This is a genomic window from Janthinobacterium sp. Mn2066, assembly GCF_049319705.1.
Classification (GTDB): domain Bacteria; phylum Pseudomonadota; class Gammaproteobacteria; order Burkholderiales; family Burkholderiaceae_D; genus Janthinobacterium.
Genome location: NZ_JBMOUF010000001.1, coordinates 103,097 through 119,245, shown reverse-complemented (window position 1 = coordinate 119,245; position 16,149 = coordinate 103,097). Strand labels below are relative to the sequence as shown.

Below are 16,149 nucleotides of genomic sequence, written 5' to 3'. Positions count from 1 at the left end.
CGAAATCGCAACACCCTATCTTGACGGCGTCTGCCGGAGCTTACGCGGCAACGCGGAAGCGCGACACCGAATTTTTCAGTTCCTGCGCCAGCATCGACAGTTTATGGATAGACTGCGCCGTTTGCTGCGTGCCGTCCTGGGTCTGTTCCGTCACGCTCAGGATGTGCTGGATATTCAGGGCCACGCCGCTGGCCGAACCGGCCTGCGCGCCGGTGGCGAACGAAATGCCCTGGATCAGTTCCGCCAGGTGCTTCGATACCTGGCTGATGTCGCTCAAGGCCGCGCCAGCCGCATCGGACAGGCGCGCCCCCTCGACCACGCCCTGCGTCGATTTTTCCATCGCCCGGGTAGCGTCCTGGGTGTCGGCCTGGATGGTGCGCACCAGCGCGCCGATCTGCTTGGCGGCGGCGGCCGAGCGTTCGGCCAGGCGCTGCACCTCTTCGGCCACCACGGAAAACCCGCGCCCCGCCTCGCCGGCCGATGCAGCCTGGATGGCGGCGTTCAGCGCCAGCACGTTGGTCTGTTCCGTGATGTCGGAAATGAGTTCGGTGATTTCGCCGATTTCCTGCGACGATTCGCCCAGGCGCTTGATGCGCTTGGAAGTATCCTGGATCTGCTCGCGGATTTCATGCATGCCCTTGATGGCGTTTTCCACCGCCGTCGATCCCTGCAGCGCCGCCGCCACCGACTGGCGCGCCACGTCGGCCGATTCGCTGGCCGATTTCGACACGTCGGTAATCGCGTTGGCCATATTGACCACCGTGGCGCTGGCGTCGAGGATTTCACGCGACTGCTGCTGCGAAGCGATCAGCAATTTGCTCGATATGCTTTGCGCCTGCGTCGAGGCGCGGTTCACCTGTTCGGCGGTGGCCGTCACGCGCCCGACCAGGCCGCGCAATTCTTCTACCGTGTAGTTGACGGAATCGGCGATGGCGCCCGTGATGTCTTCGGACACCGTCGCCTGCACGGTCAGGTCGCCGTCGGCCACCTTCTGCAATTCATTCATCAGGCGCAGGATGGCGGCCTGGCTCTGCTCATTCTTGGCCTTGGCCTCTTCCTCTTTTTCCTGCGACAGCAAGCGCTGGATTTCCGCTTCCTGGCGGCGCCGCTCGGCATCATGGGTGCGGTTGACGGAATCTTGCAGCAGCACCCGGCCAATCCCGGCCGCACCGATCAAGGTCACCAGCACGCCGGCCACCATCAGCCAGAATTCAAGGCCCAGGGTTTCCTGGTTCGCGTGGTACATCTGCTGCAGCAGGGTCAGGCGCTGGCGCAAGTCTTCATTTTCATTGAAGATCAGCTGTTCGGCGCCTTTCGCCGCACTGAATTTGTCGAGCCGGTCGAGGATCGACGACACCAGCTTCTGGTAGTTGTCGAAATTGGCTTTCAGCGCTACCAGGCGATCGCGCAATTCCGGGTCGCGCGTGGGCGCCAGCTGCAGCGAGACGCTGCCATTGAGCAGGCCGTCGACGGCCGAACGGAAATAGGTCGTATCGCGGCCCAGTGAGAAAGCCGTTTCCGAACTGATGCTGCCGGAAGCGAGAAACTCGCTGGCGCTGCGGCTCATGCGCTGGGTCAGCATCATCAAGCGGCCGATGACAGCCAGGTCGTGGCCATTGCCGCCCCGTTGCAGTTTGAGTGCGGCGATTTCCTCGGTCTGCGCCAGCAAGGCGGGCGACAGCGCGTTCAACTGCTGCAAGGCCTTGTCGAAATCGCCCAGCTCGGCCTTCAGGCGCAAGATGGTGCTGGCCGCGCGGTCGCTGCTGGCCCATTTTTTACGCGCGTCGGCCACCGCCGCCAGCAGGGTGGAACGCGATTCGCCGATGTCGCGGCCGTGATAGGTGCCGCCGCGCGCCATCAGACGGAAATCCTGGTTCAACTCATTGCGGCTTTCTTCCAGCTGGCGAAACGCATCCTGGTTGCCCTGCACGGCATTCGGCGCCGCCTTGCCGATGCGCTGCGAGTGCATCAGCGCATCGCTGGCCAATTGCGTCTGCGCCGAAGCGATATTGCCGCTGCGCGTATTCAAGCCCACGAACAGCAGGCTGGCCGCCAGGCTCAGGGCCATCACGGTCGACAGGATGCTCAACTGCTTTTGCAGCGGCAGATGGCCGATCAGGGGCAGCTTCAGATCCCTGGCCGGCGCGCTGGCCAGCGACTTGCGCCGTCCCAGCGCGTCGCGCAGGCGTAGCGGCAAATCGCCCGGCAAGACCACGCCCTCGGCATGCTCTGCACTGCCAGCGGCCAGGATAGGGGAATGAGCGGCCATCAGCGATGCTCTCCATACAGGCTGGCGCCGCCAAAGCCGGCGTCCAGAAAACGCGCTTCCTGCGCCAGCAGCGCCAGGTCCAGGCGTAGCCACTGCTGTCCGCCATCGCGCAGAGAATAAGGCCGGGCCCAGGGTGCAGCACCGGATGCGGCGGCGCCGGCAACCATGCCGTGCTGCTGGCGCAACCCCAGCACGCGCTCGACCAGCAGCGCGCAATTGAGTCCCAGGCGGGGAGCAAAGGTGATGATGCGGCTGTCCGCAGTTATCGCACAGGCCGCGCCGCCGCGATAACGGGCCAGGTCGATGATGGCGGTCAGGCGGCCGCGCATGGCGGCCAGGCCCAGATACCAGTCCTGCGCCAGCGGCACGCCCTGGATTTGCATGCCGGCCGGGATGACGATCTCGCCCAGCTGCGTCAGGTCCAGCAGGCAGTGCTGGCCACCGACGATCACGCCCAGTTCCTTGCGGGCCGCCACGGCGCCGGAACGCGCCGCCTGCACGCGCTCGAGCAATTGCATCTGGTACTGGCGCAAGCGTCCCCGCCGTACGCCGGTTTCAGCGGAAGGCAGGCCGGCAGGCATAGGGACAGAGGCGGAGACGGGCGTGGCCTTGCCAGGCATCGTGCTCATTGCTCAGGAAAGCGCTGCGATCTTGGCCAGCAGGTCAGCTTCGACCACGGGCTTGACCAGGTAGTCGCGCGCGCCCTGGCGCAAGCCCCAGATGCGGTCCGTTTCCTGGCTCTTGCTGGAACAGATAATCACCGGCACGTCCTGCAGGTCAGGATCGCGCGCGATGGCGCGGGTGATCTGAAAACCATTCGCCCCCGGCATCACCACGTCCATCAGGATCAGGTCCGGCCTGGCCGTTTTCAGTTGCGCCAGCGCGTCGGCGCCGTCCTGCGCCGTGCTCACGGCGTAACCGGCGCGCACCAGCATTTCGCTCAGGTAGTAGCGCTCTGTCGGCGAGTCATCGACGATCAGAATTGTATGTATGGCCATCTATCTGCTTCCTTGCTGCGTTGGGTCATTCAAAAATACGGTCCATCTATGCGTCAGCGTCCAGATGCTGCCAGGTGTTGCCCTACGGCCGCCAGCAAATCCTCGCGTACCAGAGGCTTGGCCAGGCAATCGCTGGCGCCGGCCAGGGCGCCGCGCGCGCGGTCGAACAAGCCCGCCTTCGCCGACAGCATCAGCACCGGCGTGGCGTGAAACGCGGCGCTGGCCTTGATCAGCGCGCAGGTGCGGTAGCCGTCGAGGCGCGGCATCAAAATGTCGCACACGATCAGCGCCGGGCAGCAATCGCCGATCTTGGCCAGGGCGTCGAAACCATCTTCGGCCACTACCACCCGATAACCGGCCCCGGTCAGCACCTTCTCGACCGAACTGCGGATGGTTGCGCTGTCGTCGATCACCAGGATCGTCGGGCCGGCAGGCGCAGTATCGGACAATAGTGGACTCGTCATTTGATTATTCGGCAAGCTTGTACACCGCTTGTACACCATATCATAGGCCGCCATCAAGCGCGTGAGGGAGAATACGCATGCCGATCGGTTAAAATTGCTTAAATCGCCACCATTTCAAAATCATCCTTGCGCGCGCCGCATTCCGGGCAGGTCCAGTTCATCGGAACATCGGCCCAACGCGTGCCGGGAGCGATGTCTTCATCGGGCAGGCCGGCCTCTTCATCATAAACCCAGCCGCAAATAAGACACATCCACGTTTGGAATTGCTGCGTTGTTTCGTTGCTACTCACGTTCTGCCACCCTTCAATCAAGTAAAATGCTGAATTAGGTATCTTAATCTACCCGCCGTGCAAAACCAAACTTCTCCCCTCATATTAAGCTTCGGCGTGTCCGATCCCGTCGGCGCAATCGGCATCCAGGCCGACCTGCTGACCTTTTCGGCCTTCGATTGCCACGGCCTGTCGGTCACCACCGGCCTCTTGATCAGCGATACGGCGCGCGTGGAAGACATGCAAGCCGTCGATCCCGACTGGGTTTCCGACCAGGCCCGCGTGCTGCTGGAAGACATGACCGTCTCCGCCATCAAGGTGGGCGCGCTGGGCAGCGTGGAAAACGTCACGGCAATTGCCGAAATCGTCTCCGACTATCCCGATGTGCCCCTGATCCTCGACCCGTTCATCTCGGCGCTGCCGGAACAGGGCATGGATGATGAAGATATCCTCACCGCCGTGCGCCAGCTGCTGATCCCGCAAACGACCTTGCTGGTGCTGTCGCCGGTGGAACTGGAGCGACTGGCCGAAACCTGGCGCGACCCGGATCCGGCCGACACCCTGCAAAACGATGTCGACTACCTGGTGGCGCTCGGCTGCGAATACGTGCTGGTCACGGGCATGCCGGCCGATCCGGCCAAGTCGGGCATGGGCGACGGCAAACTGCGCGCCAATACCCTGTTTGGCGAAGACGGCGTGGTGCGCCACGACGAATGGCAGCACCTGCCCGGCATTTTCAACGGCGCCGGCAGCACCCTGTCGGCAGCGGCCACGGCCCTGCTGGCACTGGCGAGCGACGAAGACGACGTGCCGCAAGCGGTCGTGGCGGCGCAGGAATTCACGGCTGGCGCGCTGGCGCATGCGCGGCGCTACGGCATGGGCAAGCTGGTGCCGAACCGTTTGTTCCAGCGCACCCGCTGAACACAGAACTAAACCGCTCATCGACAACGACATCATTCAAGGTACCATCATGACGACGACTTCACAGAACGACATCCTGTTCGCCCGCGCACAAAAAACCACGCCCGGCGGCGTCAATTCGCCCGTGCGCGCCTTCCGCTCGGTAGGCGGCACGCCGCGCTTCATCACGCGCGCAGAAGGCCCGTATTTCTGGGACGCCGACGGCAAGCGCTATATCGACTACATCGGCTCTTGGGGTCCGGCCATCGTCGGCCACGCCCACCCGGAAGTGATCAAGGCGGTGCAGGACGCCGCCGCGCTGGGCCTGTCGTTCGGCGCGCCGACCGAAGGCGAAGTGCTGATGGCCGAGGAAATCACGCGCCTGGTGCCGTCGATCGAGCAGGTGCGCCTGGTTTCGTCGGGCACGGAAGCAACCATGAGCGCCCTGCGCCTGGCGCGCGGCGCCACCGGACGCGACAAGATCGTCAAGTTCGAAGGCTGCTACCACGGCCACGCCGATTCCCTGCTGGTGAAAGCGGGCAGCGGCTTGCTCACCTTCGGCAATCCGACCTCGGCCGGCGTGCCGGAAGACTTCGTCAAGCACACGCTGGTGCTCGACTATAACAACGTGGAACAGCTGAAAGACGCCTTCGACAGCTTCGGCGCGGAAATCGCCTGCGTGATCGTCGAACCGGTGGCTGGCAACATGAACCTGGTGAAAGCCACGCCCGAATTCCTGCAAGCGATGCGCGAGCTGTGCACGCAACACGGCGCGCTCCTGATTTTCGATGAAGTCATGTGCGGCTTCCGCGTGGCCCTGGGCGGCGCGCAAGCACTGTATGGCATCAAGCCCGACCTGACGGCGCTGGGCAAGGTAATCGGCGGCGGCATGCCGGTGGCCGCGTTCGGCGGCAGCGCCGCGCTGATGCATAACATGGCGCCACTAGGCGGCGTGTACCAGGCCGGCACCCTGTCGGGCAACCCGGTCGCCGTGGCCGCCGGCATGGCCACATTGAAACTGATACAGCAGCCCGGTTTTTACGAGCAGCTGGAGGCCTCGGCCAAGCGCCTGGCAGAAGGTTTGACGGCCGCAGCCAAGGAAGCGGGCGTGGTCTTCTGCGCCGACTACATCGGCGGCATGTTCGGCATTTATTTCAGCGCCACCCCGCCGGCCAGCTATGCAGAAATGATGGCCGGCGACCGCAGCAAGTTCAACACCTTTTTCCACGCCATGCTGGACGAAGGCGTGTACTTCGCACCGGCCGCCTTCGAGGCGGGCTTCGTCTCGGCGCAACATGACGACGCCGTGATCGACGCCACCATCGCGGCAGCACGCAAGGTGTTTGCCACCCTGGCGTAAAGCGTCAGACGGTCGCGCCCTGCAGCAAGCCGGCCACCAGCGCCGGCAGTTTGCCCATGTCGTTGAACACGAGGTGTGCACCGGCCGCTTTCAAGCGCGCTTCCTGGCCGGGGGCGATATGGCCGCCGCCGATAAATCCCAGTACCGTCATGCCCGCCGCCGCGGCAGCTGTCACCCCAGTCACACTATCTTCCAGCACCAGGCATTGCGCCGGCGCTACGCCAAACGCGGCCGCCGCTGCCAGGTACAAGCCCGGATGCGGCTTGGCGTGGCCCACCAGGTCGGGCGTAAACACGCGGGCGTCAAACAAGTGCGCCATGCCGGTACGCTGCAGCGCCGACAGCACACGCGTGCTGACACTGTTCGAGGCCACCGCTTTCGGCAAGGGAATCGCCGCCAGCGCCTGCGCCACGCCGGGCACGGCGCGCAGTTGTCCATCGCAGGCCACGTCGACGGCGTGACCGATCGCCTGCACTTCTTCGTCCGGCAACTGCGGCAAGCCCAGCTCGCGATAAATATCATGCATCAGCGGCGTCAGGCGCAAGCCCAGGCGCGGCTCGATCAAGCCTTGTACGGTTGTTCCCTTAGGCAAATTCGGCAAACGGGGCGCCAGCAAGGCCAGCAGTGCTTGCAGGGCCACGGCTTCGCTGTCGATCAGCACGCCATCGCAGTCGCTGATCAGATGGGTAAAACGCGGGTGGGGTGTAGCGGTGTCAGGCATGAATTCTCCAATGGGGGCAGCACCAGCATAAAACAGCGGGGAGCGCTGCGCCACGCCTGGCCGGCCAGGTTTCGATACTTTGTGGTGGCTTGCGATGGTAATAACGAGATTGTTGCTTTTTGATAAATTTCAATGCGATACTATCTTGACCCTGATCGCTAGCATCAGGCCCAACCGGATCGATACCATGACAAGCTACCGTTCTCTGCAAGGCCGATTATCCCTGATTTCCGCGATTGCCGCGCTTGCCTTTACTCTGGCTGCGCCTGCTACCGTGCTGGCGGCAGACGAGGATGCCGCATTAATCAGCCTGGTCCGGCAGCATGTGAAAGCGCAGGCAGATTTTAACGTCCCTGCCCTGACCGCCTTGACGGCAGACAATTATGTAGAAGTCTCGCCACTGGGCGACGTCGATACGCGCGAGAAAGTACTGGCCTTTTATGCCGCCGACAAAAAGACTGCCGCACCTGTCATCACGGTGGAAGAACCGCTGGTGCGCGTGTCAGGCGACACGGCGGTAGCAATCGTCAAACTGTCCATGACGATCACGGCCGGCGGCCAGCAGCGTCCGGTAGCGCTGCGCGCCAGCTATGTGGCAAAAAAAGAGGGGGACGCGTGGAAACTGCTGTCGGCGCATTATTCAGGTATTGCACCGAAGCGACCGGCGCCATAGCCAGTAAACAAAACGGGCCTGCATGGCCCGTTTTTTCTCTCACTATTTCAACCAGCCCCGGTGGCGGAAGTACAGGAACGGCGCGATGGCGCTGCTGATCATCAAGCCCCAGGCCCACGGGTAGCCGAAAGTCCATTCCAGCTCGGGCATCAGCTTGAAGTTCATGCCGTACACGCTGGCGATCAGGGTGGGTGGCAGGAAAGCCACGCTGGCCACCGAAAAGATCTTGATGATCTTGTTCTGGTTGATGTTAATAAAGCCGACAGTGGCGTCCATCAGGAAGTTGATTTTGTCGAACAGGAAAGATGTGTGACCATCCAAGGATTCGATATCGCGCAAAATCTGGCGCGCTTCCTCGAATTGATCGCCATTGAGCAAGCGGCCACGCATCAAAAAACTGACGGCACGGCGCGTATCCATCATGTTGCGGCGGATACGGCCATTCAAATCTTCCTCATGGGCAATTGCATTCAGCGCTTCGGCCGCGTGCGCATCGGTAAATTCCTTTTGCAGCACGCGCGTGCTGACTTCTTCCAGGTTCTGGTAGATGCCTTCAAGCACGTCGGCCGAATATTCGGCATCGGTGGCGTACAGGTCCAGCAGCACATCCATGTAGTCGGCGATCGAACCGGGCCGCGAACGGGCGCGCATGCGCACCAGGCGGAACACGGGCAAGTCGTCCGTATGCATGGAAAACAGGATCTTGCGGGCAAGGATAAAGGCGACCGTGATCACGCGCGACGGGCCGTCGTCTTCTTCGCGCAAGAAATCCGTGCGCAAATGCAAGTCGCCGTTTTCCGCTTCGTAATAACGGGCCGATGCTTCGATATCCTTGACTTCGTCTTCGCCCGGCAAGGTGACGTTGTAGATGGCCTTGACCCAGGCCCGTTCATCATCGCTGGGATCGGTCAGGTCGACCCAGACGGGTTCGGCGTTTTCGAGGTCTGCGCGGCTGTCAATCGGCACCTGGTTGAGCCGGCCATTCTGTAATATAAAGACATTGATCATGCGCGCTCTCAGCCGGATGTTGGGTTATCGATAGATGCTGGCGCTGGCGCCAAAAATCAAAACAGCGCAAGTGTACCCGCAAGCCCTTTTCACGGCCACCCCTGAACGGTGCTTTTTTGGCTAAAAAGTGCACTATCACAGTGCAACAGCCTGGAAGGTGTTGCACCGCAACAATGTCATTTAATAATGCTTAATGATTCAACACCACCAGCGTTCAAGGCAGTTCCGCCGCCCCCATGCGGCGCAGGATCACGCCGGTGCGCCGGGTCAAATAACCGGTATCGCGGTGGCGGTCATAAAAGCGGGGATTGGGCAGCATCACGGCCAGCTTGGCGGCCTGGCTCGCATTCAGGCTGGCGGCGCTGACCCTGTAATAATGCTGGGAGGCCGCTTCGGCGCCAAAGATGCCGGTGCCAAACTCCACCACGTTCAGATAGATTTCAAAGATGCGCTGCTTGTCCAGCAAGCTTTCCAGCATATACGTAATGATCAGTTCCTGGCCCTTGCGCACATAGCTGCGCGAACCGGACAGGAACAGATTCTTGGCCAGTTGCTGGGTGATGGTGGAACCGCCTGCCACCACCTTTTGTTTCTTGCTGTTTTTTTCATACGCCTTTTGCAAGGCATCCCAGTCGACCCCGTCATGCTCGGAAAAATTCGCGTCTTCCGACGCGATGATGGCGCGCTTGAGGTTATTCGAGATGCGGTTATACGGTACCCAGGTTTGCTTGAGCGTCGCGTTCGGGTTCTTTTCCTGCAAACTCGACAATTGCTCGCGCATGAAGGACGTGCTGCCCGGATTGTGATCGATCCACCACCAGATTTGCAGGAAGAAATACAACTGCACCACGATAAACGCCAGTACCGGCACGATCAACAGCCATTTGATCCAGCTTGTGCGGCTGGCCGGGCGGGCCGCTCCCTTGCGTCTGGCGTTCACAGTGCGCCCCGCAACTGGGCCAGCAAGGCTGCCGTCTGCGGACGCACGCCGCGCCACACATAAAACGCTTCGGCCGCCTGTTCCACCAGCATGCCCAGGCCATCGCGCACCTGCGCGCCATGCTGGGCGGCAAAGTCCATGAAGACGGTCGGTGCCGGGCCATACATCATGTCCAGCGCCAGGGTCTGGCTGCCGAAGATGCTCGTTGGCACGGGCGGCAAGTCGCCGGCCAAGCTGGCCGAGGTGGCATTGATGACGATATCGAACACACCATCGGGTTCCGTGAAGCCGCCTGCGCGCAACTGGCCCGGATGCGCCAAGGCATCGGCAAACTGTTGCACCAGCGCTTCGGCTGTGGCCACGGTGCGGTTGGCAATAAAAATTTCCTGCGGACCCTGTTCCAGCAAGGGCAGCACCACGCCACGCGCCGCGCCGCCCGCCCCCAGCAGCAGCAGGCGCTTGCCGGCGATGGACACTCCCGCATTGCGCACGATATCGGCCACCAGGCCGGCGCCATCGGTGTTGTCACCGAGAATGGTTGCGCCATCGAAACGCAGGGTATTGACGGCGCCCGCCGCCTGCGCGCGCGGCGTCAGCTCCGTTGCCAGCGCGCAAGCATCGAGCTTGAACGGCACCGTCACATTCGCACCCCGGCCCCCTTCGGCAGCAAAGGTATGGGCCGCCAAGGCAAAACCGTCGAGCGGCGCCAGCCGGCGTTCATACACGATGGACTCGCCCGTCTGCAGCGCAAAGGCGGCGTGGATCAGTGGCGACTTGCTATGGGCGATGGGATTGCCGAAGACACAATATTGATCGGCTTGCTTAATATTATTTGCGTTCAATTCGTTTGCGTTCAATTGTTGCCGCCAGTCAGATTAGCTTCCATTTTTTCTTCGCGGGTAAATTTGAATCGGGTGATGACGACCCACAGGTCGTCCTTGTCGCTCGACAGCATATTCGGCGGAAAGCGTCCAAACGGGGCCGCGCGGCGCACGATGCTCAAGGCGGCGGCGTCGAGGGCGGGATTACCGGAGCTGCGTTCGACGCGGGCGCCGCCATCTTTCTGGTAAATCGTACCGTCCTGGAAGATCGGGATGTAGACGACCAGTTCGCCATACATCTTGCGGCCATTTTTTTGCGGGAAGTTCAAGGTGCCGATGTCCTCGATACGCTTTTGCAGGGTCTTGTAATACATGGCATAGCCGACTTCCTGCGTGCTGGGCGTAATGAACGTCTTGCGCGGACGCTTGTTCTGCTCTTCCACCGTCTGGCTGATCTCGGCCGCCATGCGGGCGATGGCCTTGCTGCTTTCCAGCAGATCGGAACCGGACGCCAGGGGGTTGAGCTTGTCTTTTTCCGTGATCGGTGGCGCACTGAAGGTGCTTTTATTGGCTTGCGTCAGCAATTCCTTTTGCTGCTGTTCCAGCTCGGCGATGCGCCGCGCGCTCGCTTGCACGCTGTCGCCCTCTTCCACCTTGCGCATGTCGGGCAAGGGAGACTTGCTGCGGCCCTTGTCGGCCTGGCCGCCACCGTCCAGGTTCGCTTGCGCCAATGCCTCGGCTTTCAGGGGCTTGGCTTCATGCTTGGCGTTGACCAGGATCACTTCCAGGCCCGGATCGGCCGCCACCACCGATTGCGGCACGGGAGCGACAAAGCGCATCGCCAGCAAGGCGCCGTGCGCCAGCAGGGATGCCGCCACGGCAATGATCAGGAATCGGTTCTCTCGGAAAGACTTCACGCGCAACCCAGCATTGATTTCATTACATCACAGGAATGGCTGAATTCTACGACAAACCGGGACCGGGATTGCCCTCTGCGCACCCGGCCCCCGGTTTTTATTTCACCTCGGGTTCGCCGGCCACTTCGTCGCCAGCCAGTTCCGCCGTGTCAGACGCTGCTTCAGCAGCGCTATCGCCGGCGTCTGCCTGCTCTTCGGCCTCTTCCTCATACTCAGGTTCGGTCTCGGCAGTCCCCTCCGGCACGGCGGCAATTTCCAGCAGGCGCGCTTCGATCGTCAAGTCCACCTCATCCCAGCGCAGCAAGTCCAGTTTTACCTGGGCGCCACGGGCAACGGAAGGCATGCCCGGCAGCTTGATGACCAGCGGAATATCGACCAGGCGCAGGATTTCGTCCTTGAGCACCACGGCGTCGACCTGGCGCGCCTCTTCCTGGGCCAGCCAGCGCAAGCACCAGTAGCGTTCCATATTCGACTGGAAATCGCCATAGGCGGAATAGGCGGCGTCAAATGCGGAAACGATGGCGAACAGGTTCGCATCGCGCGGCTTGAACGGGGCCACCAGCGGCGCCGTCACGCCATGCTCGGCACAGGCCAGGATTTGCCACTGGTTGACCAGGTCCGTATAACGGCGCAGCGGGGAGGTACTCCACGCATATTGATCCACGCCCAGGCCTTGATGGGGCGCGGCGTGCGTCACCATGCGTACCTGCATCTTTGCCGCCCAGCTATTGCCACTGCCGCCACCCTGGCTGCGGTAGATGCCCGGCACGCCATGGTCGTGCAGCATCTTGCCCCAGGTGCTGTTGGCAAAAATCATCAGTTCGGCAACGATCTTGTCCAGCGGCGCGCCACGCTTGCGGCGCGCCACGGTGACGATATCGTTTTCCACATAGAAATTAAAATCGACCCGGTTATTTTGCTCCGGCTTCAGGCCGAACGCTTCGCGTTTCTTCATGCGGCCCTGTTCCAGCTGCTGCGCCCATTGCCACAGCACCGCAAAATCGGCCTTGTGCGGATACTCGCCCTCGCCGCTGGCCAGGGTTTCCTCGTTGACCAGGTCATCCAGCTGGTTATGACGCAGATTGCTGGCGATCGGCACCAGTTCGGCGCGCGTTTCCGTGCTCACTACCGCCCATTCCGCTTGCGGATCCAAGGTGGCGTACAGCGACAGGGCCGGGCAGGTCGTGCCTTCGGCCAGGGTGAAGGCATTGACGACTTCGTCCGGCAGCATGGTGATCTTGTCGCCCGGCATATAGACGGTGGACATGCGCTGGCGCGCCATCTTGTCGATCACATCGTCCGGACGGATGCCCAGGCCAGGCGCGGCAATGTGGATACCCACTTTGACTTTACCGTCAGGCAAAGGCTGCACCGAGAAGGCGTCGTCGATCTCGGTGGTGGTGACGTCATCGATGGAAAACGCAGCTACTGCGGCCAGCGGCAACTTGTTGGTCACGGCAGGCACAGGCACGGCCGGGAAACCGGCACCCTTGGGAAAGTTCTCGAACAGGAACTTGGACAGATGTAAATCTTTCGGCTTGGCGACACCGCCCACGGCCAGCATCAAACGCGGCGGCGTGGTGTGCAATTCCGTGCAGGCCGCTTCCAGCGCCTTGTATTCCACCGTATTCTTGTCCGGTTTGAACAGCAATTGCAGCACCATAGGCTGCATGGAGGCCGGCAAGCGGTTTTGCTTGAGCTCTTCCACATAGCCTGCCTGCACCAGCGCCTGCTGTTTTTTCTTTTCGATACCGGCCAAAGCGGCCTTCAGCGATGCTTCCGGCGCCGCCTTGTAGCGGCCACGGCCCTTCTTGTAGAAATACACGGGGGCCGAATGCAGGCTCAGCACCAGGCCGGCCGCTTCCGCTGGCAAGGGAGCATGGCCGAAATATTCGGCGCCCAGTTCAGCAAAACCAAACTCTTCTTCGCCGGCCACTTCCCACAGGAAGTCGAGGTCGATATCGGCGGCAATGCTTTTCGCCTGCTCCAGCAACTCGGCAGGCGCCGGTTTTTCATATTGCAGCAGCACATCCTTGGTTTTTACCTTGGTGCGCTTGCCGCTGGCCATCTCCACCTGATACGCCTCGCCCGCTTGCGACAGGACGGTGCCTACCTTGAAATCGCCGGATTCTTCAAAAAATAGATTCATTGTTATGCTTTGTTTATTAATGTTTCGGTTGCAACAGTACGAGTCAGCTCCAGCACTGCCGGCAAAAAAAGTTCCGTGACCAGCAGCAATCCCTGGTGGCGCTGATACAGGCAGCGCCGCGCAAAGATAAAGGCCTGGCCAGCGATGCTGCATCCTTCCTGGGCCAGCGCTGCCTGCACGCGCTGCACCAGCGGGTGGCTGGTACGCAAGCGGGCAAATTCCAGCGGGCCCCGCCGCACCATGCGGTCGCCAAACAGGGTGGTGCCCAGCGAGCGCTCGCCCAGCGCGGAAAACAAGGGCCAATCGGTGGCCGTCGCCTGCATGGGCACGACCGTATGGCCAAATACGGCCGGCCGGCCATCGCAGCGCAACAGCACTTCGCGCTCCCACACGCGCCCCGCGCGGTGCAAGCCGATGCTGGCCGCTTCGTCCGTCAAACAGCGTGACGTTTCCTGATGCAAACACTGCACGCGGAACGTGTTGCTATGCGCTTTCAGCTTGGCCGTCAGGGAACCCGGGCTCAGCAGCCACTGGCGCAAGGCCGGCGGCGCATTGACGGCATTCACATGCCGGTGCCATTGCGCCTGGCGCAGTGAACCGGGCCTCACTGGCGCTTGCTTTCAGCGTCAGGCGCCATGCCGCAAAACGCCAGCACGGGCGCCAGGTAATCGGCAAACTCGCTGATGCCATGGTCGCTGCCGGCGATCACCGTCTGCTGCGCGCCCTGATAATGGGCCAGCATGTCGCGGTAATCGAGCACTTCGTCGCCGGTGGCGGCAATCAGGAAGTAACGTTGCGGCTGAGTAATTTTCGCCACGGCAAAGTCACGCAACTCGTCGATATATTCGCGCTTGAACTCGAACGGCTTATCCGAATGGAACTCGGTCGTCACGCCCACATGCTGTTCCAGGTCGATCAAGGGCACGATGGCAGGGTTCAGCAGTACCGCACGGCAACCCAGCTGTTCCGCCAGCCAGGTAGCATAATAACCGCCCAGCGATGAACCGATGATGGTCAGGTCTTCTGGCGCCACCTTGTTCACCAGTTCAAGCGCCAGTTCAATCGCCAGTTTCGGCGAGGCGGGCAGTTGCGGGCACAGCCATTCGTTGGCGCGTCCCAGGGCCTGCATTTGCGCCGCCAGCAGGCGCGACTTCATCGACAGCGGCGACGAACGAAAACCATGCAGGTACAAAATCATCGGGCCAGGGCCTCCAGCAATTTCTGGTGCACGCCGCCAAAACCGCCATTGCTCATGACGACGATCTGGTCGCCGGGACGGGCGGCGGCGGCCACGGCCGCCACCAGCGCATCGATGTCGTCATAGGCGCTGGCGATATTGCCCAGCGGCGCCAGTGCGTCGCCCAGGCTCCAGCCCAGTGCTTTCTGGCTGCCGAAACCGAAGACCAGGTCGGCGTCTTTCAGGCTGCCAGGCAAGGCATCCTTCATGGCGCCCAGCTTCATGGTGTTCGAGCGCGGTTCCAGCACAGCCAGGATGCGGGCCGTGGTGCTGATCTTTTGGCGCAAGCCGCCCACGGTGGTGGCAATCGCCGTCGGGTGGTGGGCAAAGTCATCGTAGACGGTGATGCCATTGACGGTGCCGCGCACTTCCATGCGGCGCTTGACGCTCTCGAAGCTGGCCAGCGAGGCGCACGCCTGGGAAACCGGCACGCCGACATGGCGCGCGGCGGCAATCGCGGCCAGTGCATTGCTGCGGTTATGCTTGCCTGTGAGCGCCCAGGCCACATGGCCTTCCTTCTTGCCATTGAAATACACATCGAAGCTGCCGTCGGCTTCCTCTTGCATTTGCCAGTTGGCATCCTGGCCGAAACTTTCCTTCTCGCTCCAGCAGCCGCGCGCCAGCACGCGCTGCAAGGACACTTCATCGCCATTGACGATCAGGCGGCCAATGCCCGGCACGGTGCGCACCAGGTGGTGGAATTGCGTTTCGATCGCATGCAGATCGGGGAAGATGTCGGCGTGATCATATTCCAGGTTATTCATGACGGCCGTCTTCGCGTGGTAATGCACGAACTTGCTGCGCTTGTCGAAGAAGGCCGTATCGTATTCATCCGCTTCGATGACGAAGAAGTCCGAATCGGCGCGCTTGCCATCGATCTTGCCGCTGAGGCGGGCGGAAATGCCGAAATTCATCGGCACGCCGCCGATCAGAAAGCCCGGTGCATAACCGGCGTCTTCCAGTATCCACGCCAGCATGGCCGAGGTAGTGGTCTTGCCATGCGTGCCGGCCACGGCCAGCACCCACTTGTTGCGTAATATATGTTCCCCCATCCATTGCGGGCCGGAAACATAGGGCAAGCTGCGGTTCAGGATTTCCTCGACCAGCGGATTGCCGCGCGACACCACGTTACCGATCACATACAGATCCGGATTCAATTTGGTCTGTTCCGGGTCGAAACCCTGGATCAATTCGATGCCCTGCGCTTCCAGCTGGGTGCTCATCGGTGGATAAACGTTGGCATCGCAGCCAGTGACTTTATGGCCGGCTTCCTTGGCCAGGACAGCCAGGCCGCCCATGAAGGTACCGCAAATGCCGAGGATATGAATATGCATGTAATCAGTGCTTGGTTAGCGTGTAATAAGCGCGTCGTTGGCGCAAAGTAAAAGAATGAACTATGGGATTTTACCCGACACCATGACTT

General features: G+C 61.7%; 17 protein-coding genes. 3 read left to right on the top strand and 14 right to left on the bottom strand.

What is annotated here, in order from left to right; genetic code table 11:
* Positions 1-40: 40 nt before the first annotated feature.
* The 5 genes from ACL9RI_RS00525 to ACL9RI_RS00505 all read right to left on the bottom strand — a co-directional run bounded on the left by ACL9RI_RS00525 (position 41) and on the right by ACL9RI_RS00505 (position 3,982).
* Positions 41-2,269, bottom strand: coding sequence for a methyl-accepting chemotaxis protein (locus ACL9RI_RS00525; protein WP_422724663.1), 2,229 nt, complete (start codon positions 2,267-2,269; stop codon positions 41-43).
* A complete protein-coding gene (locus ACL9RI_RS00520; RefSeq protein WP_422724662.1) occupies positions 2,269-2,898 on the bottom strand; it encodes a chemotaxis protein CheW in 630 nt (209 codons plus the stop codon). The genes ACL9RI_RS00525 and ACL9RI_RS00520 overlap by 1 nt, the downstream gene beginning before the upstream one ends.
* Positions 2,899-2,901: 3 nt before the next feature.
* Positions 2,902-3,267, bottom strand: a complete 366-nt coding sequence (locus tag ACL9RI_RS00515; RefSeq protein ID WP_183674991.1) for a response regulator transcription factor — start codon at positions 3,265-3,267, stop codon at positions 2,902-2,904.
* Between the two features lie 53 nt (positions 3,268-3,320).
* Positions 3,321-3,731 carry a response regulator gene (locus tag ACL9RI_RS00510; protein ID WP_422724661.1) on the bottom strand — a complete coding sequence of 137 codons (411 nt, stop codon included), beginning with the start codon at positions 3,729-3,731 and terminating at the stop codon, positions 3,321-3,323.
* 98 nt (positions 3,732-3,829) lie between these two features.
* Positions 3,830-3,982 carry a rubredoxin gene (locus tag ACL9RI_RS00505; protein ID WP_131373729.1) on the bottom strand — a complete coding sequence of 51 codons (153 nt, stop codon included), beginning with the start codon at positions 3,980-3,982 and terminating at the stop codon, positions 3,830-3,832.
* A 96-nt stretch (positions 3,983-4,078) separates the two neighbouring features.
* On the opposite strand from ACL9RI_RS00505, the gene thiD reads away from it, so the two are divergent.
* Together thiD and hemL are read left to right on the top strand one after the other, a co-directional pair.
* Positions 4,079-4,921, top strand: coding sequence for a bifunctional hydroxymethylpyrimidine kinase/phosphomethylpyrimidine kinase (gene thiD, locus ACL9RI_RS00500; protein ID WP_422724660.1), 843 nt, complete (start codon positions 4,079-4,081; stop codon positions 4,919-4,921).
* Positions 4,922-4,970: 49 nt separating this feature from the next.
* Entirely contained in the window at positions 4,971-6,260 is a 1,290-nt protein-coding gene (hemL, locus tag ACL9RI_RS00495) for a glutamate-1-semialdehyde 2,1-aminomutase (protein ID WP_422724659.1), read from the top strand.
* A gap of 4 nt (positions 6,261-6,264) precedes the next feature.
* On the opposite strand, the gene ACL9RI_RS00490 is transcribed toward hemL, so the two are convergent.
* Entirely contained in the window at positions 6,265-6,981 is a 717-nt protein-coding gene (locus ACL9RI_RS00490) for an HAD-IA family hydrolase (protein ID WP_422724658.1), read from the bottom strand.
* Between the two features lie 187 nt (positions 6,982-7,168).
* On the opposite strand from ACL9RI_RS00490, the gene ACL9RI_RS00485 reads away from it, so the two are divergent.
* A complete protein-coding gene (locus ACL9RI_RS00485) occupies positions 7,169-7,654 on the top strand; it encodes a nuclear transport factor 2 family protein (protein WP_422724657.1) in 486 nt (161 codons plus the stop codon).
* Between the two features lie 42 nt (positions 7,655-7,696).
* On the opposite strand, the gene corA is transcribed toward ACL9RI_RS00485, so the two are convergent.
* From corA to mpl, 8 genes are all read right to left on the bottom strand, one after another.
* Positions 7,697-8,662 (bottom strand): magnesium/cobalt transporter CorA, encoded by a 966-nt coding sequence (corA, locus tag ACL9RI_RS00480; RefSeq protein ID WP_183674976.1) that lies wholly within the window; start codon positions 8,660-8,662, stop codon positions 7,697-7,699.
* 214 nt (positions 8,663-8,876) lie between these two features.
* Positions 8,877-9,602: a monofunctional biosynthetic peptidoglycan transglycosylase gene (mtgA, locus tag ACL9RI_RS00475; RefSeq protein ID WP_422724656.1), complete on the bottom strand. Its 726-nt coding sequence runs from the start codon at positions 9,600-9,602 to the stop codon at positions 8,877-8,879.
* Positions 9,599-10,444, bottom strand: coding sequence for a shikimate dehydrogenase (aroE, locus tag ACL9RI_RS00470; protein ID WP_422724655.1), 846 nt, complete (start codon positions 10,442-10,444; stop codon positions 9,599-9,601). The genes mtgA and aroE overlap by 4 nt, the downstream gene beginning before the upstream one ends.
* Positions 10,445-10,455: 11 nt before the next feature.
* Positions 10,456-11,340 (bottom strand): energy transducer TonB family protein, encoded by an 885-nt coding sequence (locus ACL9RI_RS00465; protein WP_422724654.1) that lies wholly within the window; start codon positions 11,338-11,340, stop codon positions 10,456-10,458.
* A 97-nt stretch (positions 11,341-11,437) separates the two neighbouring features.
* Positions 11,438-13,489, bottom strand: coding sequence for a ribonuclease catalytic domain-containing protein (locus ACL9RI_RS00460; RefSeq protein WP_422724653.1), 2,052 nt, complete (start codon positions 13,487-13,489; stop codon positions 11,438-11,440).
* Positions 13,490-13,491: 2 nt separating this feature from the next.
* A complete protein-coding gene (locus ACL9RI_RS00455) occupies positions 13,492-14,097 on the bottom strand; it encodes a chorismate--pyruvate lyase family protein (RefSeq protein WP_422724652.1) in 606 nt (201 codons plus the stop codon).
* Positions 14,094-14,687 (bottom strand): YqiA/YcfP family alpha/beta fold hydrolase, encoded by a 594-nt coding sequence (locus tag ACL9RI_RS00450; protein ID WP_422724651.1) that lies wholly within the window; start codon positions 14,685-14,687, stop codon positions 14,094-14,096. The genes ACL9RI_RS00455 and ACL9RI_RS00450 overlap by 4 nt, the downstream gene beginning before the upstream one ends.
* Positions 14,684-16,060, bottom strand: coding sequence for a UDP-N-acetylmuramate:L-alanyl-gamma-D-glutamyl-meso-diaminopimelate ligase (gene mpl, locus ACL9RI_RS00445; RefSeq protein WP_422724650.1), 1,377 nt, complete (start codon positions 16,058-16,060; stop codon positions 14,684-14,686). The genes ACL9RI_RS00450 and mpl overlap by 4 nt, the downstream gene beginning before the upstream one ends.
* Positions 16,061-16,149: the final 89 nt, after the last annotated feature.